We start from the raw sequence: 20,827 nt of genomic DNA, 5'->3' as shown, positions 1-20,827 counted from the left end.
CCAGTTGAAGAAGCTCGTGCTGAGTCTCCGTCAGGCGGCCTCCATCTCACACGACCCCGGCCGGGGTGCGGGCCCGCGGTTCGTGGGGTCAGCGGAAGACGACCGTGCAGCGGCCGTTGACCAGCACCCGGCTCTCGCTGTGCCACCGTACGGCGCGGGCGAGCACCTGGGCCTCCACGTCACGGCCCAGCGCGACCAGCTCGTCGGGGGCGTGCGAGTGGCTCACCCGGACGACGTCCTGCTCGATGATCGGGCCCTCGTCGAGGTCGGGCGTCACGTAGTGCGCCGTGGCGCCGACGAGCTTGACGCCACGGTGGTGCGCCTGGACGTACGGCCGGGCCCCCTTGAAGCTCGGCAGGAACGAGTGGTGGATGTTGATGGCCCGGCCTTCGAGCTGCTTGCACAGGTCGTCGGAGAGGATCTGCATGTACCGGGCGAGCACCACCAGGTCGACGTCCAGCTCGGCGACCAGACTCAGCAGCCGGGCCTCCGCCTCGGCCTTGGTGTCCGGGGTCACCGGGATGTGGTGGAAGGGGATGCCGTAGGTGCGCGCCAGCGGCTCGAAGTCGCGGTGGTTGGAGACGATCGCCGGGATCTCGATGTTGAGCGCGCCCGTGGACCTGCGGAACAGCAGGTCGTTGAGGCAGTGGCCGAACTTCGAGACCATGATGAGGGTGCGGGTCGGCGTCGACGCGTCGTTCAGCCGCCAGGTGATCCGGTGCTCTTCGGCGACCGGGACGAAACCGGTGCGCAGCTCCTCCAGCGAGACCGCGCCGTCCGGGACGTCGAAGTGCACCCGCATGAAGAAGCGGTCCTCCAGCCGGTCGTCGAACTGCTGACTCTCCAGGATGTTGCCGCCGTGGCCGACCAGGAAGCCGGTGACGGCGTGGACCAGACCGGCCCGGTCGGGGCAGGACAGGGTGAGGACGAACTCGCGGCCGGGCTGCGGTCGAGGAGACATGCCATCCTCCTGATGCACATTGCGCAACGATGTGGACTATACGCAACATGGTCCAGCCGAGACGGTCGGTAGGTCAAGAGGCAACGTTCTACTTGACGCACCACTCCGTGCGATACGCAACGCACTTCCCGGTCGGTGCCGCCGTCAACGACCGGAGTCGGGCCGCTCCGCGAGCCGTTGCAGATGCACCGCACGCGACTCGCTCGTCTGGCCCTGGACCAGCAGGAACAGGCCCTCCCTGGCCAGCCGTTGGGCGCGGTGGTCCAGGAGCATCGCCCGGCCGCCGCCCGCCACCACCGCCGCGGTCGTGGCCGTACGCATCAGCGTGAACGCCTCCGTCCGCACCGCCAGCCGCTCCACCACGTGCTCGTCCGGCACCGGATGGTCGGCCAACTCGTACGCCCGGCGGCGGATCTCTGCCAGGCGGCCCCGCAGCACGGCCGCGTACTCCTCCTCCACCAGCGTCAGCGCCGCCTCCGTGATCCCGAAGACCGCCGGGTTGGCGTTGCGGGTCTTCGGGCGGTCCGTCGCCGCCCACCGCGCGAACGGCATCCGGAGCGCGACCGCCTCCTCCGGGACGTGCAGGCCGCCCAGGTCGAGAGAGACCGTCCGGGACGCGGTGAGCGCCGCCAGGCGCATCGGCTCCGACGGCCGCAGGCCCGGCTGCTCCCGCGCCTCGACGAAGGCGAACAGGGCCTCGTCCTCCTCGGTCACCCCGGCCAGCAGCAGCACGTCGTTCAGCCCCCAGCCGGTGTACCAGGGCACGGTCCCGGAGAAGCGCCATCCGTCCGCCGCCCGCCGTACCCGCACGGGGACCCGCGGGTACGACCGAAGATGCGCGTACGCCACCCCCGACAGCAGCTCACCGCGCGCCAGCGGGCCCAGCAGGCGTTCCCGCACCGGCAGGCCGGTCCCCGCCAGGGTCAGCACGGGTGTCTGGTGCTGCGTCTGCACGAACCAGGTCGAGCAGCACGCCCCGGCCAGGATCTCCGCCGTCTCCCGCACCACGGACGTGGGCGCCGCCGAGCCGCCGTACGCCACCGGCGCGCTCATCCCGAGCAGGCCCGAGCGCTTCACCGCCTCGATGTGGCCCGGAGGGACACCCTCCTGGTCGACGCGCTCGGCGGCGGGGGAGAGGAGCCCGTCGGCGAGTTCCCGGGCGCGGGCGACGAGCGGATGCGCGGCGATGGTCATGGCGAAGATTCTTTCGGCTTCCCGGCGTGCGGTGTCGATCCGGCGGCCCGCCGTTCGTGTAGAAGGCGGGAACACCCCATGGCACACCTCACGGCACACCTCACGGCACACCTCACGACGACCGAGGAGAACATCATGAAGCACTACCTGCTCAGTGTGGTCCAGCCCGCCGGTGCCACCCCGCCCTCGCCCGACGCGCTCGCCGCGATCATGCGTGACGTCGAGGCGTTCAACGACGAGCTGCGCGCCGCCGGCGCCTGGGTCTTCGCGGGCGGGCTGCACGGTCCGGAGACGGCCACCATGCTGCGGCCCGAGGGCGGGGACGTACTGATCACCGACGGGCCCTACGCCGAGGGCAAGGAGTACCTGGGCGGGATCTGTCTCATCCGGGCCGAGGACCTCGACGCCGCCCTGGAATGGGGCCGCAAGGCCGCCCTGGCCACCACCCTCCCCATCGAGGTACGGCCCTTCGTGGACCAGCACTGATGGCGGACGCCGTCGACGTCGAGGCCGTCTTCCGCGCCGAGTACGGGCGCGCGGTCTCCGTCCTGGTCCGTTTCCTCGGCGACATCGACCTCGCCGAGGAAGCGGTCCAGGACGCCTTCGCCACGGCGCTCGACGGCTGGCCGCGCACCGGGGTGCCGCCGAGCCCGGCCGGCTGGATCATCACCACCGCGCGCAACCGCGCGATCGACCGGCTGCGCCGCGAGTCCTCCCGGGACGCCCGGCACGCCGAGGCCGACCGGCTGTACGCGCCCGACCCATCGGCCGAGGAGGGCCCCGTGCGCGACGAACGGCTCCGGCTGATCTTCACCTGCTGCCACCCCGCGCTCGCCCTCCAGTCCCGGGTCGCCCTGACCCTGCGCCTGCTCGGCGGGCTCAGCACGGCCCGCATCGCCCGTGCCTTCCTGGTCCCCGAGCCCACCCTCGCGCAGCGCCTGGTGCGCGCCAAGGCGAAGATCCGCGACGCGGGGATCCCCTACCGGGTCCCGAAGGACGCCGACCTCCCCGACCGGCTGAACGGGGTCCTGGCCGTCGTCTACCTCGTCTTCAACGAGGGGTACGGCGGCGATCCCGCGCTGTGCGCCGAAGCCGTACGCCTGGGACGGCTGCTGTACGAACTGATGCCGGACGAGCCCGAGGCCGCCGGGCTGCTCGCGCTGATGCTGCTGGTCGAGGCCCGGCGGCCCGCCCGGGAGCCGGCGGCGGGCGAGCTGGTGCCGCTGCCCGAGCAGGACCGCGGACGGTGGGACCGCGAGCTGATCGCCGAGGGGCAGGACCTCGTCCGGCAGTGCCTGCGCCGCAACCGCCCCGGGCCCTACCAGATCCAGGCCGCGATCAACGCCGTACACAGCGACGCACCCACCGTCGACGCCACCGACTGGGGGCAGATCCTGCGGCTGTACGACCAGCTCATGGCCGTCGCCGCGAGCCCGGTCGTCGCGCTGAACCGGGCGGTCGCGGTCGCCGAGGTCACGGGCCCGGCCGCCGCACTGGAGCTGGTCGACGCGCTCGACCTGCCCGGCTACCACGTGCTGCACGCCGTCCGCGCCGACCTGCTGCGCCGGCTCGGCCGGGACGCCGAGGCGATCGCCGAGTACGACGCCGCCATCGCGCTCGCCGACAGCCTTCCCGAACGGGCACACCTCGCACGACGGCGGGGCGAACTCACCGGCTGACCAGATGTGATCCACGTCAAGCGCAGTACTTTCGCGATGCCGGAATTTACTTCGGACCCTGAATGGTTGCAAAGTACATCTGAACGCTTGAGACCTTCGAGACCACAGTCGGGCCCCTGGCCCGTGCGCATCACCAGCGAGGCATCCGTGAACCAGCCCACCCCCGAGCAGCCCGCCGACATCGTGGCCCGGCTGCGCGCCACCTTCCGCACCGGCCGCACCAAGCCCGTCGAGTGGCGCACCGGCCAGCTCCGCCGGCTGCGCGCCATGCTCACGGAGCGCGGCGAGGAGATCGCGGCCGCCCTCCACGCGGACCTGGGCAAGAGCACCCGTGAGGCCTACGGCTCGGAGATCGACTTCACCGTCCGGGAGATCGACCACACCCTCGACCACCTGGAGGAGTGGCTGCGCCCCGAGTCCGCGCCGGTCCCGAAGCACCTGGGCGGCGACGCGACCGCCTGGACGCAGTACGACCCGCTCGGCGTCGTCCTCGTCATCGCCCCGTGGAACTACCCGGCCCAGCTGCTGCTCGCCCCCGTGGCCGGTGCCCTCGCCGCCGGCAACGCGGTCGTCGCCAAGCCCAGCGAGCTGGCGCCCGCGACCTCGGCCGCACTGGCCCGGCTGCTCCCGGCCTACCTCGACACCGAGGCGGTCGCCGTCGTCGAGGGCGGCATCCCGGAGACCACGGCCCTGCTCGCCGAGCGCTTCGACCACATCTTCTACACCGGCAACGGCGTGGTCGGCCGGATCGTGATGCGGGCCGCCGCCGAGCACCTCACCCCGGTCGCCCTCGAACTCGGCGGCAAGTCCCCGGCGTTCGTCGACCGCGACGCCGACCTCACCGTCGTCGCGGAGCGGCTGGCGCGCGGCAAGTTCCTCAACGCCGGGCAGACCTGTGTGGCCCCCGACTACGTCCTGACCGACCCGGAGACGGCCGCGGCCCTGGAGCCCGCCCTGGCCAAGGCCGTCGAGGGGCTGTTCGGCAGCGAGCCCAAGGAGTCCGGCGAGTACGGCCGGATCGTCAACGAGCGCCACTTCGACCGGCTCAGCGGACTGCTCGACTCGGGCCGGGTGGCCGTCGGCGGCGATACCGACCGTGCCGCGAAGTACATCGCGCCCACCGTGCTCGCCGACGTCGACCCGGAGTCCCCGGTGATGCAGGAGGAGATCTTCGGCCCGATCCTGCCCATCGTGACCGTCCCTGACCTCGACAGCGCGATCGGCTTCGTCAACGACCGTGACAAGCCCCTCGCGCTCTACGTGTTCAGCGAGTCCGACGGCACCCGGGACCGGTTCGCCGCCGAGACCTCCTCCGGTGCCCTCGGCCACGGCCTCCCGCTCGCCCACCTCACCGTCTCCGACCTGCCGTTCGGCGGGGTGGGCGAGAGCGGCACGGGCAGCTACCACGGCCGCTACTCCATCGAGACGTTCAGCCACCGCAAGGCGATCCTGGCGAAGCCGCTGAGCTGACCTGCCGACACCCGTCGGGCCCGGCTGCGTTGTGACGCGGCCGGGCCCGACGGGTGTCCGGGCGAGGTCCGACTTCTCTGTTTCCGGACCCGATTGAAGCAGTCCTGGATCGGAGATCGGCTGCCCGACGTGAGTGGTCTGCGTGCTTGACTGGTGCAGACCGAGGCAGTTGTGGGCCCGCCCAGCCGCACGCCCCGAACGGTCTTGGGCGCACTGGTCCCCGGCGTACTCAGCCCCGGGTCGGTGACACGCATCTTGTGCGTGGTCCGGGCCCAGGAGGCCAGTTCCCTTTGCGACCTGGCCACATGGATACGGCCAGAGACGACGGGGAGGGCCCGAACCATCACTCCGGTGGAGCGGGGGCCCCACACGCTGGCACCGCACCAAGCGTCCCAGATCGCTCGATCAGCGTAGCCCTGGTAGCCCGCACCATCGCAAGCCTGGAAGCTGGCCATCGCACGATTGAGCTAAGTCACCCTCGTGCACACTCCCCGGCGAGCAGTTGGCAATCCCCACCACTGCGACCGGAGCCAGTCCTACGGCTGCCCCGCAGGCCAGTCCGCCTACTACGGGCGCGGCCCCATCCAGCTCAGCTGGAACTCCAACTACAAGGCCGCGGGCGACGCGCTCGGCATCGACCTGCTCAACAACCCCTGGCTCGTGCAGAACAACTCCGCCGTGGCCTGGAAGACCGGCCTGTGGTACTGGAACACCCAGAAGGGCCCCGGGACCATGACCGGCCACAACGCCATGGTCAACCAGGCCGGCTTCGGTCAGACCATCCGCTCCATCAACGGCTCCCTGGAGTACGACGGCAAGAACCCGGCGCAGGTGCAGAGCCGGGTCAGCGCCTACCAGAAGTTCACGCAGATCCTCGGTGTACCGGCCGGGAACAACCTGTACTGCTGACCCTCCGGTCAGGGGCCCTGTGCCAGACTCCGTCGATGACCTCCGAATCGATCACCGCGGACGCCTCCGGCACCTGGAAACTCGGCGACCTGCCCGTCCACCGACTCGGCTTCGGCGCGATGCGGCTGACGGGCAGCGTCGCCTTCCACCACGGCACCCCGAGCGACCGCACCCGCTCCGTCGCCGTACTGCGCAAGGCCGTCGAGCTCGGTGTGAACCACATCGACACGGCGGCCTTCTACTTCTCCGCCCTGCGCTCCGCCAACGAACTCATCAACACCGCGCTCGCCCCCTACCCCGACGACCTGGTCGTCGTCACCAAGGTCGGCCCCTTCCGCGACTACTCCGGCGAGTGGGCCACCTCCGCCCGCCCCGACCAGCTGCGCGGGCACGTCGAGGAGAACCTGCGCCAGCTCGGCCGCGACCACCTCGACGTCGTCAACCTCCGCCGGATGGGCCAGGACTCGATCGCCGAGCACTTCGGCGCCCTCGCCGAACTCCGCGAGGCGGGCCTGGTCCGACACCTCGGCGTCTCCGACGTCGAACCGCACCATCTCGACGAGGCGCTGGCCATCGCCCCCGTGGTGTGCGTGCAGAACCGCTGGGGACTCGACGCGGCGAACCCCGCCACCGAGGAGGTCGTGCGCATCTGCGGCGAACGGGGCATCGCCTTCGTGCCGTTCTTCGCCGTGGCCGGGGCGCTCGGCGCCACCGCCGACCACGACGACGAGGTCCTCGCCGTCGCCCGCGCCCACGACGCCACCCCTGCCCAGATCCGCCTCGCCTGGACCCTGCACCAGGGCCCGCACGTCCTCGCCATCCCCGGCACCGGCAACCCGGACCACCTGGCCGAGAACGTGGCCGCGGGCGCCCTCCGGTTCACGGAGGAGGAGCTGACCCGGCTGAACGCCGTCCACGCCAAGGCCGGTTGACGGCCCGGCCCGGACCGCCCGCACCCCGTCCCGCACCAGGTGCCGACCGCGCAGCTCGCGCTCCCCGCGCCGGGCCCGCACCGGGTACGGCCGGATCCGGCAGAACGCGTACGACGGGCTGTCCCCGCGCGGGTCCCGGCCCGTCCGCGCTCGCAGCGCCCCGGCCACCGCCCCGGCACGTCGGCCGGGGCGAAGACGGCCGCCTCCCCGTCGGGCAGCACGACGTCCCGCCCGTCCCCGAGCCCGAGCCCGAGCAGGGCCCGGCCGCCGTCCCGCAGGTCGCGCCCGGCCGGGGTCGGCGGGAGCGGACAGCCGCACCGTGTCCGCGCGCTGGACGAACCGGAGCGGGACGGGACACGGCGGCCCGTCGCCGTCCGCCGTGGCCACCCCGATGTCCGTCTCCGCCTCCAGAGGGGGCGAGGGCTCCGAGCCTGCGAGGCTCGGGGGGACGGGCCGGGTCCGCGCTCTTCATGGCCGCGAAGCCGCCGGCCGGGACCGCTCCGCGCCTCGGGCCCGCCTCCCAGCCCCGGCAGCGCATGCCCTGTGACGGTTCCGCGGTCTGTGCGGTCGGGCCACCTCTCGCGGCGGGCTCCCCATAATGGATTCACGGGCGACGGGCGCCGCCGGGCTGACTACACTGCCGTAGACGGTCTGCGGACCGAGGACGAAGAAGGAGTGAGGAACCTTCCATGGCCGACGGGAAGGACGAACGCCGGCCCGCCGGCGAACTGGAAGCGAGCGTCATGGCGGCTCTCTGGGCCGCCGGTGTGCCCCAGACCCCCGGGCAGGTGCAGCGGAGCCTCGGCAGTGCCCTGGCCCGCACGACGGTGACGACGATCCTGACCCGGCTGCACGACAAGGGCGTGGTCGAACGGCACCGCCAGGGGCGCGGCTATGCCTACGTCCCCGTTCAGGACGCGCAGGGCCTGACCGCGAAGCGGATGCACACCGAACTCGACCGGGACGCCGACCGGGAGACCGTGCTCGCCCGCTTCGTCGCCCAGCTCAGCCCCGACGACGAGCGCGTTCTGCGCGGCCTGCTCGAAGCCGACGAGCAATCCGGTGGATGATGATCGCACTCCTGATCCTGCCGCTGCTGCTGCCGTTCGCCCTGCCGCCCCTGGCCCGGCGGGCCCTCGACCGGCTGGCCCCCGCCGTCGCGCTCCGGGCGATCACCGGCTCGGCCGTCGCCCTCGCGGGGTGCTCGCTCGCCGCGTTCGGCGCGTTCGTCCTCACCGGGCTGTTCAAGGTGCCGTTCTTCGCCGCGCTCGGTGAGCTGATCCGGCCCCTGCACACCGCCTCCGACCGCTATGTGCTGCCGCTGGCCGCGCTGTCGGTGGGAGCCCTCGCCGTGTGCGCCTGGACGCTCGCGCGGACGGTGCTCCGGCAGGTCCGTGCCTTCCGTGCGGCCCGCACGGAGGCCGGGCGCGGACCCGCGGCGGGTGATCTGTGCGTGGTCGACTCGCCGTGTGCGGACGCGTACGCGCTGCCCGGCAGGCCGCACCGGATCGTGGTCACCACCGGGATGCTGCGCAGCCTCGACGGGAACGAACGGGAGGCGCTGTTCGCGCACGAACGGGCACACAACGCGGGCGGCCATCACTACTATCTCGCCGCGGCCGAGCTCGTGGCGCACTGCCATCCAGCGCTGCGCGGGGTGCGGGACGTCATCCGGCTGGCCGTGGAGCGGGCTGCCGACGAGGCAGCGGCGCGTGCGGTGGGGGACCGGCGGCTGACGGCCCGCGCGATCGCACGGGCCGCGCTGGCGGGGCAGGGCGGGGGCGTCGAGCGGCCGGCGTTCGTGCCGGGTGCGGTGTCCGGGCCGGTGCCGCAGCGGGTGCAGGCGCTGCTGGCCGCGCCGCGGGTGCGGCGGCGGGCGGGGGTGTGGGGCGCCGTGCTGCTGCTGGTGGCTTGCGCGGGGCTCTCGTGTGCCGCTTCCGCGACCGGGATGATCGACTTTCATCATCGGGTGGAGGTCGCGCAGGGGGAGGCGGAGGGGTAGGGGCCGCGTCGACGGTCGGCTGCGGGTCGGTGGGGGCTGGTCGCGCAGTTCCTCCCCCAGCCGAAGGCTGGGGGTACCCCCAGCGCCCCTATCGGGGCGCTTCAGTGACGGTCCTCAGAGAAAGCGACTGGCGTCCGTTACGTTTTACGTATAACCTCTCCCGCTAACCGCTCCACCGAAAGGCCCCCATGCGACGCGTCGCCCTGGTCACCCTTGTCGTCGGCGACTACGACGAGGCGATCCGCTTCTACACCGAGGCCCTCGGCTTCCGGCTCGTCGAGGACGTGCCGCGGCCCGACGGCTCCCGCTGGGTCGTCGTGGAGCCCGGCGGGGAGGGGCACGGCACCGGACTGCTGCTCGCCCGCGCCAAGGACGAGGAGCAGTGCGCCCGCGTCGGCGACCAGACGGGCGGCCGCGTCGGGTTCTTCCTGCACACCGACGACTTCGCCCGCGACCACGCCCGGATGACCGCCGCCGGCGTGACCTTTCTGGAGGAGCCGCGGCACGAGCCGTACGGCAGCGTCGCCGTCTTCCAGGACCTCTACGGAAACCGCTGGGACCTGCTCCAGCCCGCCGCCTGACCGACCGCTCCGAACCACCTGCCGAGGAAAGCTCCACCATGACTGCTACGCGCGTAGACGCAGATGTGATCCGTCGCCTTCCCAAGGCCGTCCTCCACGACCACCTCGACGGCGGCCTGCGCCCCGCCACCCTGGTCGAGCTCGCGGCCGAGGTCGGTCACACGCTGCCCGCCACCGATCCGGACGAGCTGGCCGCCTGGTTCTTCGAGGCTGCCAACTCCGGAGACCTGGTCCGTTACATAGCCACCTTCGAGCACACCCTCGCCGTGCTGCAGACCAAGGAGGGGCTGCGGCGGGTGGCCGAGGAGTACGTCCTCGACCTGGCCGCCGACGGTGTGGTGTACGGCGAGGTGCGCTACGCCCCGGAGCTCAACGTCCGGGGCGGGCTCACGCTGAACGAGGTCGTGGAGAGCGTGCAGGAGGGGCTCGCGGCCGGCATGGCGAAGGCCGCTGCCGCCGGCACGCCGGTCCGCGTCGGCACCCTGCTCTGCGGGATGCGGATGTTCGACCGGGTCCGCGAGGCCGCCGAGCTGGCCGTCGCCTACCGGGACGCCGGTGTCGTCGGCTTCGACATCGCCGGTGCCGAGGACGGCTTCCCGGCCGCCGACCACCTGGACGCCTTCGAGCTGCTGCGCGGCGAGAGCGTGCCCTTCACGATCCACGCCGGTGAGGCCTACGGCCTGCCCAGCATCCACCAGGCGATCCAGGCCTGCGGCGCCCAGCGCATCGGGCACGGTGTCCGCATCACCGAGGACATCGTCGACGGCAAGCTCGGCCGTCTCGCCGGCTGGGTGCGCGACCGCCGCATCGCCCTGGAGATGTGCCCCACCTCCAACCTCCAGACCGGCTGCGCCACCTCGATCGCCGAGCACCCGATCACCGCGCTGAAGGAGCTGGGTTTCCGGGTCACCCTCAACACCGACAACCGGCTGGTGTCGGGGACGACGATGACCCGGGAGGCGTCCCTGCTGGTCGAGGAGGCCGGCTGGACCGTCGAGGACCTGCGCACGGTCACGGTGAACGCCGTGAAGAGCGCGTTCATCCCGTTCGACGAGCGCAAGGCCCTCATCGAGGACGTCGTCCTGCCGGGTTACGCCGCCGCGCTCTGAAGCAGCCCCCGCAGGTAGGCCGCCTGTCCGACGTGCTGAAGGTCGTCGGACAGGACACTCACCAGCCGTACGCCCAGCGTGACCGGGGGATCCCAGCGGGTGTCGACGATCCGTTCGAGGTCCGCCGCGGGCAGTCCGCGCAGTACGCCCAGGGTCTGCTCGTGCACCGCGTCGTAGTAGCCGGTCAGCAGGTCGCCGGAGTCCACCGTGACCTTGGCGACCTGCGCGGGGGTGTGGCCGTACCCGTGGTCACGGGGCGGCAGGTCGAGGCCGAGACGCTTCTCCCAGCCCTGGGCCAGCCACACCTGGTCCAGGTCGAAGGCGTCGGCGACGTGGTCGTCCTGGATCCGGGTGAGGTGCCACACCAGCCAGGTGACGGAGTTGGCGTCGGGGGACGGGCGGGCGTTGAGCAGGTCGGGGTCGGCGCCGTCGAGGGCGGCATGGACTTCTTCCTGGATGCGGCCGAAGCCGTCGATGAGGATGTCCCTTGCATGCATACGACCACGATCGCGCATCGCCGGTCGTCATGCGCCGGGAATCCGGCTTCCTTGACGCTCCGGCGGGCCGCTCCACGGTGTCCACGGCGGCGGGACGGGAATCCAGTCCGGGCCGCGGTGGTCCAGCCACCACCTGCCGATGGTGTGGAACTTCTCCTCGAAGTCGCGATCCCAGCTCAGGATCCCGGTGCTCGGGGCCCGCAGGCGGGTACAGCGGCCGCCCGCCTCGTAGATCACGACGGTGCGGCTGCCGAGGAGGGGCTCGATCCGGATGGCCTGGACGTCCGACCACGGGACGGTCCGGCGGCGGAAGGCGTGCACCACGGCCGCCGACGGCGTGAGCGTGATCCCGAGGGACCACGACGTGATCAGCCCCAGGAGCGGCAGCACACCGCACAGGACCACCGCCGAGACGAGCAGGGGACCCGTCGGGTCCCCCTCCAGCCGGAACACGACCTGGGAGGACATGACGATGACGATGGTCGGCAGCATGGGCAGCAGGCGTTGGAGCACCGTCAACCGGTAACGGATCTGCTCCGCCGGCACAGTTGTGTCCTGCGATCGCTCCACCGAACCCCGCCCCTCGCACCATGCGGCCGCCCCCCGGACCGGCACCGCCCGGACAGGATGGCGGGCCGGGGGCCGGCATGTCCAGGCCGTCACCGCTCTGTCAGGTCCCCGGTTTCGAGGAGGTTCATCAGCGCCCGGGCCGCCGGGCTGGTGGCCGTCTCGGGCGGCAGCAGGGCGACCGTCTCGTACGCGGCCTCGTCCGTGTCCTTGAGTGCGAGCGCGGTCAGCGTGGGCCGCTTGTGGCGGAAGTGACGGGGGACGACGGCGACACCGAGGTTCTCGTCGACCAGGTCGAGGAGGCTGTGCACGTCGTTGACCTCCAGGGCGACCGTCCGCCGTACGCCCGCCGAGGCGAAGGCCGCGTCGGTGGTACGGCGCGGGCCCCAGTCCGGGTGGAAGTCGACGAACACCTCGCCGCCCAGGTCCTGCGGGGTCACCGCCACGCCGGCCGTCGCCAGCCGGTGGCTGGGATGGCACAGCACGGTCATCGGCTCGCCGGTCAGGGCCACCGAGCGCAGCTGGTCGGTGTCGTCCTGGGTGCGGTACGCGAAGGCCAGGTCGAGCCGGCCCGCCGCCACCTCCTCGGCGAGCGCACCCGAGCCGGCCTGCCGCAGCCGGATCTCGACGTCCGGGTGCCGGCGCCGGAACGCCGCGAGCAGCCCCGCCACGTGCACCCCCGCGATGCACTGCTCGGTGCCCAGCGCCAGCGTCCCGCGCAGTACCCCCTGCACCGCCGCCACCGCCTCGTGCGCCGACCGCACCTGGGCCAGGATCCGCTCCGCCTCGCCGAGCAGCGCCCGGCCCGCCTCGGTCAGCGTCACCCGGCGGGTCGTCCGCACGAACAGCGGTGCCCGCAGCTCCCGCTCCAGGGCCCGGATCGACGCCGACAGCCCCGACTGGGACACCATCAGCCGCTCGGCGGCCCGGGTGAAGTGCTGGTCCTCGGCGACGGCGACGAAGTGCTGGAGGTGGCGCAGTTCCATGATTGAGCAGCCTAGCCGCACAATTCCATCGGATTCTCCTGTTGGACCACTGCCCGCGGCTCGGGAAAGAGTGGAACCGGTAGATCCTGTGCCCACCCCTCTGGAGTCGCGTTGTACACCGCACACCCCGACCGCTACGCCGACATGCCGTACCGCCGCAGCGGCCGCAGCGGCCTGAAGCTCCCCGCGCTGTCGCTCGGCCTGTGGCACAACTTCGGGCCCGACCGGCCCGTGGCGACCCAGCGCGCCATCCTGCGCCGCGCCTTCGACCTCGGCGTCACCCACTTCGACCTCGCCAACAACTACGGCCCGCCGCCCGGCGCCGCCGAGTCCGCGTTCGGCGAGGCCCTCAGGGCGGACTTCGCGGCCTACCGCGACGAGCTGATCATCTCCACCAAGGCCGGCTACCTGATGTGGCCCGGCCCGTACGGCGAGTGGGGTTCGCGCAAGTACCTGCTGTCCTCGCTGGACCAGTCCCTGACCCGGATGGGCCTGGACCACGTCGACATCTTCTACTCGCACCGCCCGGACCCGGAGACTCCCCTGGAGGAGACGATGGGCGCCCTGCACTCCGCGGTCCAGCAGGGCAAGGCGCTCTACGTCGGCATCTCCAACTACTCGGCGGAGCAGACCCGGGAGGCCGCCCGGATCCTCGGCGAGCTCGGCACCCCGCTCCTCATCCACCAGCCGCGCTACTCGATGCTGGACCGCCGCCCGGAGACCGAGGGCCTCCTGGACGTCCTCGACGAGCTCCAGGTCGGCTCCATCGTCTTCTCCCCGCTGGAGCAGGGCCTGCTGACCGGCCGCTACCTCGACGGCATCCCCGAGGGGTCGCGGGCCGCGAGCGACAGCCCGTTCCTGAACTCGGACGCGGTGACCGAGGACCTGGTCGCCCAGCTGCGCGACCTCGACGAGGTCGCCAAGGGCCGCGGCCAGACCCTGGCCCAGCTCGCCCTGTCCTGGGTGCTGCGCGGCGGCCGGGTGACCTCGGCGCTGATCGGCGCGAGCAGCACGCAGCAGGTCGAGGACTGCGTCGGCGCCGCGCGCAACCTCGACTTCGAGGCGGAGGAGCTGGCCCGGATCGAGGCGATCATCAACCGGTGACCGAAGTGATCGTCAACCGGTGAGGCGCTCGGTGAGGCGGACGCACACCGTGTCCCCCTCGCCCTTGCCGATCGCCCTGCGGACGTCGGCCCGCACGGGCAGCTTGTGCGTGCCGTCGCCCAGGGCCATGAAGGAACTCCGGAAGGGGTGCCCGTCGACCGTGCCGCGGATCCTGACGAGTCCCCGGGTGCCGAAGAACACGGCGGACTCGGGCCAGACCACGTAGGTCCAGCCGCCCCGGGCGGGGCTGCGGCGCAGCACGGCGGTGAACTCCACGTCCAGGTGTGCGGTCGTACTCATCGACGGTCCTCCGCTCGCGGTGGTCTCTCTCGTCCGGGAGACCGCCGCGAGCGCGGGAACTCATCGCGGACGCCGGCTCATGCTCCGGCCGGAATCCGGTCCGGGAAGCCCGGTACCCGGAGGATCCGGCCGTTCTGACTGAGCGTGACCACGTCAAAACCGGCCACCGGAGCCGAATAGTCCGCTTCGTTCACCGGCTCCCAGCCGAAGCGCGCCGTGTCGTGGTGGCCGTCGGTGGCCCCGAGCGGACGGAAGTCGAAATCCGGGAACTGCTGGTGCGCCGCCGCGATCACGGCCGTGATCTGCGCGTGTCCGCCGACATCCACGAGCGGATCGGTGTAGCGGCCGTCCGGAGCCCATGCCTCGGCGGCCGCCTTGCCCGGCGCCTGCGGCTCCGTTGCGTTCCAGGCCTCGAAGCAGCGGGCGGCGGCGGTCTGGTAACGGTCGGTGTTCGTGGACCTGGCGAATCGGCCTCCATCGAGGTCGTCACTGCTGGTCAGGGGGTGGGTCGCGGCTTGCGGCGATCCGTCGGCACCGCCATGCCCCGGTCCGCGTGACGGGTCGATTACCCCTCAGGCAATGAAGACCCGCCGGTACAGCTCGCGCATTTCGGCCAATTCGCAGGGGGAATATGCCAAGAGACTGGCCGGAAAGGTGTGGTGACAGTGTTTCGAAAGTGAACATACTCGAATGTCAGGAGCACTTCACCGCACAGGAGCCGCACGGAAACCCGGCCGCGACGGCACACCGGCGAGCTACGGGGGAGTGATCGTGCACGACGAATTCCTGTGCCATGTCACGGCATACGGCATGTGCGGCGGGCAACGCATCGGCGTTCCGCTGGGCACCTACCGTGCGCCGACCCTGGCGCTGGCGCTGTGGTGGTTACGGGACCGGGCGTCCTGGATCGCGGAGCGGCTGGACCCGTTACCCGAGAACCCCAGGTTCCCGCGGGGGGCGCTGGTCCCGGTCGCCGACACCGTCTCCGACGTGCCCGCCCTGCTGCGTGCCTGGTGTGCCGACGTGGTCCGGCAGGAACTCGTCGCCGACGAACTGGCCGGCGGGCGGCTGGTGCGGATCGCCCTCCAGGACGACACCACGGAGTACGAGCTGCTCGCCGAGTCCATCGACGCCCTCCGGATGCAGCGCACCGTACCGGCCCTCGTCGTCCCCGTCGCCTGACACGTGACAGCCGCCGCCCGGGCGGTCATGACAAGGCACACAAGTGGTCAGATCGGTAGAATTCTGGCCATGGCGGAGCGACCGGTCGCCTCGACGGCGCCCGAACTCGTCCTGGAGACCGACACGGGATCCACGGTGATGAGCCCGGGGCGCGACTACCACGTGGGGCGCGACCCGTTGAGCGACATCTTCATCGACGACGCCCGGGTCTCCTGGCACCACGCGGTGCTGCGGCCCGACGAAGGCCACTGGACGCTGGAGGACGAGCAGAGCACCAACGGCACCTACGCCGACGGCCGCCGCATCCGGGAATGGGAGGTCGGACCGGGCACGGTGATCCGCTTCGGCAGCCCCGCCGACGGCCCGTCCGCCGTCCTGAGCGGCCGCCCGCCGCCCGCCCCGGACCGCCCCTCCTCGGTCTCGATGCCCAGCCGGACCGGCACCTTCCGGCAGCCCACCTCGATACGACGACTCCAGGCCCGTACGGTCCGCATCGGCCGCGCCCCCGACAACGACGTCGTCGTCGACGACCTGATCGTCTCCCGCCACCACGCCGAACTGCGCGTCCACCCCGACGGCAGCCACGAGATCGTCGACCTCGACAGCCACAACGGCACCTACCTCAACGGCCGCGCCGTCACCCGCGCCCCGCTCGGCCCCCGCGACGTCGTCGGCATCGGCCACTCGGCGTTCTGCCTGGTCGACGGCCAGCTGCAGGAGTACGTCGACACCGGCGAGGTCTCCCTCGACGTCCAGGAACTCACCGTCGCCGTCGACCGCGGACGCAAGATCCTGCTGGACCACGTCTCCTTCCCGGTGGGCGAGAAGTCCCTGCTCGCCGTGGTCGGACCGAGCGGCGCCGGCAAGTCCACGCTGCTGGGCGCCCTCACCGGACAGCGTCCCGCCGAGCACGGCACCGTCCTCTACGACGGCCGCGACCTCTACCGCGACTACGCCGAGCTGCGCCAGCGCATCGGACTGGTCCCGCAGGACGACATCCTGCACGTCCAGCTGACCGTGCGCAGCGCCCTCACCTACGCCGCCGAACTGCGCTTCCCGGAGGACACCGCGAAGGCCGAGCGGCGCCAGCGGGTCGACGAGGTCATCCGGGAACTGGGCCTCGAACAGCGGGCCGAGCAGCCCGTGCACAGCCTCTCCGGCGGGCAGCGCAAGCGGGTCAGCGTGGCCCTGGAGCTGCTCACCAAGCCGTCCCTGCTCTTCCTGGACGAGCCGACCTCCGGGCTCGACCCCGGGATGGACCGCTCGGTGATGAACATGCTGCGCGGCCTGGCCGACGACGGCCGTACCGTCATCGTCGTCACCCACAGCGTGCTCAGCCTCGACGTGTGCGACCGCCTCCTGGTCCTCGCCCCGGGCGGCCGGACCGCCTACTTCGGGCCGCCCGGCGACGCCCTCGGCTTCTTCGGGTTCGAGGAGTGGCCCGAGGCCTTCGAGGCGTTCGAGCGGGACACCGGCCGGGACTGGGCGGGGGAGTACCGCGCCTCGTCCTTCCACCGGAAGTACATCGTGAACTCCAGCGCGCAGCCCGTGGTGCCGCGCTCCGGGCCGATGGCCACCGCCCCGCCGCCCAGGCCGCGCAGCTGGGGCGCCCAGTTCTCGACGCTGGTGCGCCGCTACACGGCCGCGCTCGCCGCCGACCGGACCTTCCTCGCCATCATGATCGGGCTGCCGTTCGTGATGGGCGCCATGGCACGGGCCGTCGCCGGCAACAAACTCACCTTCGACACCGCGACCAACGCGCTTCTCACCCTGTGCGTGGGCGGCGTCCTGACCGGCGCGGCCAACGCCGTGCGCGAGCTGGTCAAGGAGCGGGTCATCTACCAGCGCGAGAGAGCCGTCGGCCTGCCCAGATCGGCGTATGTGATGTCGAAGGTCGTCGTCCTCGGCGCCATCACCGTGCTCCAGGCGATCGTGCTCACCCAGGTGGGCCTGGCCGGCGTCGACATCAACGCGCCCGGCGGCGACGGGGTGCTGATGCCGCCCCTGCTGGAGATCACCGTCGCGGTGGCCGTGCTCTCCTTCACCGCGATGATGCTCGGTCTGCTGATCTCCGCCCTGGTCCGCAAGGAGGAGGTGACGATGCCGCTGCTGGTGCTGCTCACGGTCGTCCAGGTGGTCTTCTGCGGGACCCTGCTGAAGCTGAACGGCGTACCCGGTCTGGAGCAGGTCGCCTGGCTGGTGCCGTCCCGATGGGCGCTCGGCGCCATGGCCGGCACCGTCGAACTGCACCGGATCGTGCCCGGCACCCTCACCGCCGACCCCTTCTTCCGGCACTCGGCGGGCGTCTGGCTGCGGAACATGCTCATGCTGGTGGTGCTGTCGGTGGCCTTCGGCTGTGTGCTCTCCCGGCTGCTGCGCCGGCACGAACCGGCCGTGATGCGGAAGTAGGCGAGCGATGACGACGACGCCAGGATTCCGGCCCACCCACGTCGTCCCCGGCGACGGCATGCCCGCCTGGGAGGCCCCCGACCCGGCCCGGCCCACCGTGCCGCTCGACGCCCTGCTCCCGGTCCAGCTCGTGGAACGGCACGGCGACTGGGCGCACATCAGCTGCGCCAACGGCTGGTCCGCCTGGGTCGACGGCCGCTACCTCGTCGCCGTTCCGCAGGACCCGCCCGTCGCCGGCGACCCGCTCACCGAGGCCACCGACCCCCGCGGGCTGCTGGCCCGCGCCACCGAGGCACTCACCGGCTACCGGGCCGCCGTGGAGGAACTGGCCGTCGGCGGCCTCGACGGCGAGTCCTTCCGGGGCCGCACCCACGGACTGCGCATCGGCGTGGTCGTCGACGGGGAGTCGATGTGGCTGTACGACCCGGCCGAGGGACGCTGGCTGTACGGCGACGGGCGGCGGCTGTCCACGTACGTCACCGACCGCGCGGGGCCGGGCGGCGGCGGCCCCGGTCATGAGCCGACCCGGGTGGTCACCCCCGACGGTGACCGTTGATGTCCGGCGGTGCCGGCCTGCTCTCCGAACCGGTCGGGAAGGAGGTCGCCGGCTACCTGATCGAGAGCCGGCTCGGCCGCGGCGGCATGGCCGTCGTCTACCGCGCCCACGACCTGCGTCTGGACCGCACGGTCGCACTCAAGCTGCTGGCCCCCGAACTCGCCCGCGACGACGTCTTCCGGCAGCGCTTCACCCACGAGTCCCGGGCGGCCGCCGCGATCGACCACCCGCACATCGTGCCGGTCTTCGAGGCCGGCGAGACCGACGGCGTCCTCTACATCGCCATGCGCTACGTCGACGGCCGCGACCTGCGCCACCTGCTCGACGACGAGGGCCCGTCGGCCTTCCCGGCGGCGGTGCGGATCGCCGCCCAGGTGGCGTCCGCGCTGGACGCCGCCCACGACCACGGCCTGGTCCACCGGGACGTCAAGCCCGGCAACATCCTGGTCGCCCAGGGCACCGACAGCGACCACCCCGAGCACGTCTACCTCACCGACTTCGGACTCACCAAGAAGTCCCTGTCCCTGACCGGCTTCACCTCCGTCGGCCAATTCGTCGGCACCCTCGACTACGTGGCCCCGGAGCAGATCGCCGGCCGGCCGGTCGACGGCCGCTGCGACGAGTACGGCCTCGCCTGCGTCGTCCACGAGACCCTGACGGGCCGTCCGCCGTTCGTGCGCGAGGACGACATGGCCGTGCTGTGGGCCCACCAGAACGAGGAGCCGCCCGCCGTCACCGCCGCCCGGCCGGACCTCGGCAGGGCCGTGGACGAGGTCTTCGCGAAGGCCCTCGCCAAGACGCCCGACGAGCGCTACCCCACCTGCCTCGCCTTCGTCACCGCCCTGCGAACGGCCACGGCCACCGTCGCGTCCGGGAACGAGCGGCCCGTGTCCCGTCCGCCGCCGCCCTGGGCCGGTCCGGTCTTCCGGCGCGGTTAGCCCTGCCCGCCGCCCCGCCGATCGCCAGGGGCTGCCGCAAGGGCCTGCCGCCAGGGCCTCCAGGGCCTTCCGGCTGAGGGCCCCTCGGCGGCCCTCAGGCCGACACCTCGCCCCGCCGGTGCACCGGGCGGGCCAGCAGCGCGCCCAGGAACCCGGCGACCAGACCCCACAACGCGCCCAGGCCCATCGCCGACCACAGCACGGGCTCCAGCAGCAGTTCGCCCGACAGATTGCCGCCCAGATCGCCGATGCCGAGCAGGGAGAGGCCGTAGTGGGCGGAGATCCGGCCGATCAGGCACAGGGCCAGCATCGTCAGCGCGAGGGCGACCGCAAGGTGCAGGGCGTGCTGCCAGGCGCGGATCCGGGCCGGGGAACGGGCCACCATCAGGAACGCGGCCGCCAGCAGCAGCACCCCCGCCACCCAGGCCAGCCACCACCAGCGGCCGTCGTGGGCGGTGATGGTGCGCAGGTTCAGCGTCGAGACGTCCGGTGTGCGCAGCACCTCGGTGAGCACCTTCGGCACCGGCAGCCCGAACGGGCCGTCGATCCTGCCCTTCCAGGTGGCGCCGAGCCCGAGCGTGAGGGCGAGCCAGGCCAGGTTGGGCAGTCCGAGCAGGATCACCGCGAGGGTCTCCCTGGCATGCCCGCGGGTGACCATCACGACCAGGGCGATCACCAGGGCCAGCACGACGTACGCCAGCACGAGCACGACCATCGCGTACGCCGCCGGGCGCACCGAGGCCTGGAAACGCAGCAGGCGCCCCGGCAGCGGCGCGCCGCGCGACACCAGCAGCGCCAGCAGCAGGACCCCCGCCAGCCACAGCAGCCCGAACCCGGCGGTGAGCGCAACGTCCGTCGTGAAGCCCGCCTTCGGTGCCGCGTCGAGCGCGTCGGTGAGGTCACTGAGCACGCCGCTGCCCACGTCCACCGCGAAGGTGTGCCGGGCGCCGAGCGCGAGTCCGACCAGCGCGAGCAGCCACAGCACGGCGATCCGCGCCGCCCACCCGGCCAGCTCCGCGGCCCCGGCCACCGCCCGGTGGCGCAGCGGCCGCAGGAAGCCCCCGGCGGCGACCAGCGCCCCGACCAGCGTCACCGACAGCGGTACGACCGTCAGCCCGGCGTTCGTCCGGGCCAGTTCGCCCGCGTCCCCCGACAGCTCGACGGTGCCGCCGACCGCCGTCACCACGGCCGCCAGGACCACCGGCGCGAACGCGCCCTTCGGCAGGTCCGCCGCGCCCGCCGCCCACAGCCCGACCGCGGCCACCACGAGCATGGCGACCAGGGCGGCCAGCACCACGGCCAGGGCCGGCAGCCAGCCGTGCCGGGCGAGGGGCCGGCCGGCCGGCGTGGCCACCGGCTGCGCGGAGGCGATTTCGGGGCGCACATGGTCACGCTAGGCAGGACCCGCCCGCCCCGCCCGCCGGGTGGTCCGTCCGCGTCGGCTTGCGGCC

General features: G+C 72.5%; 21 protein-coding genes and 1 pseudogene. 14 read left to right on the top strand and 8 right to left on the bottom strand.

Going from position 1 to position 20,827, the window contains the following annotated elements:
* Nucleotides 1–88 precede the first annotated feature (88 nt).
* Complete coding sequence (gene purU / locus ABZ887_RS40640; RefSeq protein ID WP_361301694.1) at nucleotides 89–961, bottom strand: formyltetrahydrofolate deformylase; 873 nt, start codon at nucleotides 959–961, stop codon at nucleotides 89–91.
* Nucleotides 962–1,105: 144 nt separating this feature from the next.
* Nucleotides 1,106–2,155: an acyl-CoA dehydrogenase family protein gene (locus ABZ887_RS40635; RefSeq protein ID WP_361301691.1), complete on the bottom strand. Its 1,050-nt coding sequence runs from the start codon at nucleotides 2,153–2,155 to the stop codon at nucleotides 1,106–1,108.
* A gap of 135 nt (nucleotides 2,156–2,290) precedes the next feature.
* On the opposite strand from ABZ887_RS40635, the gene ABZ887_RS40630 reads away from it, so the two are divergent.
* From ABZ887_RS40630 to ABZ887_RS40590, 9 genes and pseudogenes are all read left to right on the top strand, one after another.
* Entirely contained in the window at nucleotides 2,291–2,641 is a 351-nt protein-coding gene (locus ABZ887_RS40630) for a YciI family protein (protein WP_361301722.1), read from the top strand.
* Nucleotides 2,641–3,834 carry an RNA polymerase sigma factor gene (locus ABZ887_RS40625; protein WP_361301689.1) on the top strand — a complete coding sequence of 398 codons (1,194 nt, stop codon included), beginning with the start codon at nucleotides 2,641–2,643 and terminating at the stop codon, nucleotides 3,832–3,834. The genes ABZ887_RS40630 and ABZ887_RS40625 overlap by 1 nt, the downstream gene beginning before the upstream one ends.
* Before the next feature lie 147 nt (nucleotides 3,835–3,981).
* Nucleotides 3,982–5,304 (top strand): aldehyde dehydrogenase family protein, encoded by a 1,323-nt coding sequence (locus ABZ887_RS40620; protein WP_361301719.1) that lies wholly within the window; start codon nucleotides 3,982–3,984, stop codon nucleotides 5,302–5,304.
* Nucleotides 5,305–5,814: 510 nt separating this feature from the next.
* A pseudogene (locus ABZ887_RS40615) lies at nucleotides 5,815–6,213 on the top strand (chitinase); the annotation flags it as partial.
* A 35-nt stretch (nucleotides 6,214–6,248) separates the two neighbouring features.
* On the top strand, nucleotides 6,249–7,145 hold the full coding sequence (locus tag ABZ887_RS40610) for an oxidoreductase (RefSeq protein WP_361301686.1): 897 nt from the start codon (nucleotides 6,249–6,251) through the stop codon (nucleotides 7,143–7,145).
* A gap of 689 nt (nucleotides 7,146–7,834) precedes the next feature.
* On the top strand, nucleotides 7,835–8,215 hold the full coding sequence (locus ABZ887_RS40605) for a BlaI/MecI/CopY family transcriptional regulator (RefSeq protein ID WP_361301684.1): 381 nt from the start codon (nucleotides 7,835–7,837) through the stop codon (nucleotides 8,213–8,215).
* The gene (locus ABZ887_RS40600) at nucleotides 8,215–9,147 is read left to right on the top strand and encodes a M48 family metalloprotease (protein WP_361301716.1); all 933 of its coding nucleotides are present in this window, start codon (nucleotides 8,215–8,217) and stop codon (nucleotides 9,145–9,147) included. Before ABZ887_RS40605 ends, ABZ887_RS40600 begins: the two co-directional genes overlap by 1 nt.
* Before the next feature lie 188 nt (nucleotides 9,148–9,335).
* Entirely contained in the window at nucleotides 9,336–9,728 is a 393-nt protein-coding gene (locus ABZ887_RS40595; RefSeq protein ID WP_361301681.1) for a VOC family protein, read from the top strand.
* Between the two features lie 38 nt (nucleotides 9,729–9,766).
* Nucleotides 9,767–10,837, top strand: coding sequence for an adenosine deaminase (locus tag ABZ887_RS40590; RefSeq protein WP_361301678.1), 1,071 nt, complete (start codon nucleotides 9,767–9,769; stop codon nucleotides 10,835–10,837).
* Here the strand turns inward: ABZ887_RS40590 and ABZ887_RS40585 are convergent.
* The 3 genes from ABZ887_RS40585 to ABZ887_RS40575 all read right to left on the bottom strand — a co-directional run bounded on the left by ABZ887_RS40585 (nucleotide 10,819) and on the right by ABZ887_RS40575 (nucleotide 12,887).
* The gene (locus ABZ887_RS40585) at nucleotides 10,819–11,334 is read right to left on the bottom strand and encodes a DinB family protein (protein WP_361301675.1); all 516 of its coding nucleotides are present in this window, start codon (nucleotides 11,332–11,334) and stop codon (nucleotides 10,819–10,821) included. The genes ABZ887_RS40590 and ABZ887_RS40585 overlap by 19 nt on opposite strands.
* Before the next feature lie 27 nt (nucleotides 11,335–11,361).
* The gene (locus tag ABZ887_RS40580) at nucleotides 11,362–11,880 is read right to left on the bottom strand and encodes a hypothetical protein (RefSeq protein WP_361301672.1); all 519 of its coding nucleotides are present in this window, start codon (nucleotides 11,878–11,880) and stop codon (nucleotides 11,362–11,364) included.
* Nucleotides 11,881–11,993: 113 nt separating this feature from the next.
* Nucleotides 11,994–12,887 carry a LysR substrate-binding domain-containing protein gene (locus ABZ887_RS40575; RefSeq protein WP_361301669.1) on the bottom strand — a complete coding sequence of 298 codons (894 nt, stop codon included), beginning with the start codon at nucleotides 12,885–12,887 and terminating at the stop codon, nucleotides 11,994–11,996.
* 111 nt (nucleotides 12,888–12,998) lie between these two features.
* On the opposite strand from ABZ887_RS40575, the gene mgrA reads away from it, so the two are divergent.
* Nucleotides 12,999–13,991, top strand: a complete 993-nt coding sequence (mgrA, locus tag ABZ887_RS40570) for an L-glyceraldehyde 3-phosphate reductase (RefSeq protein WP_361301666.1) — start codon at nucleotides 12,999–13,001, stop codon at nucleotides 13,989–13,991.
* A gap of 12 nt (nucleotides 13,992–14,003) precedes the next feature.
* Here mgrA and ABZ887_RS40565 read toward each other — a convergent pair whose 3' ends face one another.
* Both ABZ887_RS40565 and ABZ887_RS40560 read right to left on the bottom strand, forming a co-directional pair.
* Nucleotides 14,004–14,291: a DUF1905 domain-containing protein gene (locus ABZ887_RS40565; protein WP_361301663.1), complete on the bottom strand. Its 288-nt coding sequence runs from the start codon at nucleotides 14,289–14,291 to the stop codon at nucleotides 14,004–14,006.
* A 77-nt stretch (nucleotides 14,292–14,368) separates the two neighbouring features.
* A complete protein-coding gene (locus tag ABZ887_RS40560) occupies nucleotides 14,369–14,791 on the bottom strand; it encodes a nuclear transport factor 2 family protein (protein WP_361301714.1) in 423 nt (140 codons plus the stop codon).
* Nucleotides 14,792–15,062: 271 nt separating this feature from the next.
* Here ABZ887_RS40560 and ABZ887_RS40555 point away from each other — a divergent pair, with 271 nt between their 5' ends.
* From ABZ887_RS40555 to ABZ887_RS40540, 4 genes are all read left to right on the top strand, one after another.
* Complete coding sequence (locus ABZ887_RS40555) at nucleotides 15,063–15,473, top strand: hypothetical protein (protein WP_361301660.1); 411 nt, start codon at nucleotides 15,063–15,065, stop codon at nucleotides 15,471–15,473.
* Nucleotides 15,474–15,542: 69 nt separating this feature from the next.
* Nucleotides 15,543–17,882, top strand: a complete 2,340-nt coding sequence (locus ABZ887_RS40550; RefSeq protein ID WP_361301657.1) for an FHA domain-containing protein — start codon at nucleotides 15,543–15,545, stop codon at nucleotides 17,880–17,882.
* 7 nt (nucleotides 17,883–17,889) lie between these two features.
* Complete coding sequence (locus ABZ887_RS40545) at nucleotides 17,890–18,438, top strand: hypothetical protein (RefSeq protein WP_361301654.1); 549 nt, start codon at nucleotides 17,890–17,892, stop codon at nucleotides 18,436–18,438.
* Nucleotides 18,438–19,376: a serine/threonine-protein kinase gene (locus ABZ887_RS40540; RefSeq protein ID WP_361301651.1), complete on the top strand. Its 939-nt coding sequence runs from the start codon at nucleotides 18,438–18,440 to the stop codon at nucleotides 19,374–19,376. The genes ABZ887_RS40545 and ABZ887_RS40540 overlap by 1 nt, the downstream gene beginning before the upstream one ends.
* Nucleotides 19,377–19,470: 94 nt before the next feature.
* On the opposite strand, the gene ABZ887_RS40535 is transcribed toward ABZ887_RS40540, so the two are convergent.
* The gene (locus ABZ887_RS40535; RefSeq protein ID WP_361301648.1) at nucleotides 19,471–20,760 is read right to left on the bottom strand and encodes a streptophobe family protein; all 1,290 of its coding nucleotides are present in this window, start codon (nucleotides 20,758–20,760) and stop codon (nucleotides 19,471–19,473) included.
* Nucleotides 20,761–20,827: the final 67 nt, after the last annotated feature.

This window comes from Streptomyces sp. NPDC047061 (assembly GCF_040643955.1).
Classification (GTDB): domain Bacteria; phylum Actinomycetota; class Actinomycetes; order Streptomycetales; family Streptomycetaceae; genus Streptomyces.
Note: the sequence above shows the minus strand (reverse complement) of the source record. Positions and strands in the feature narration are given on the sequence as shown.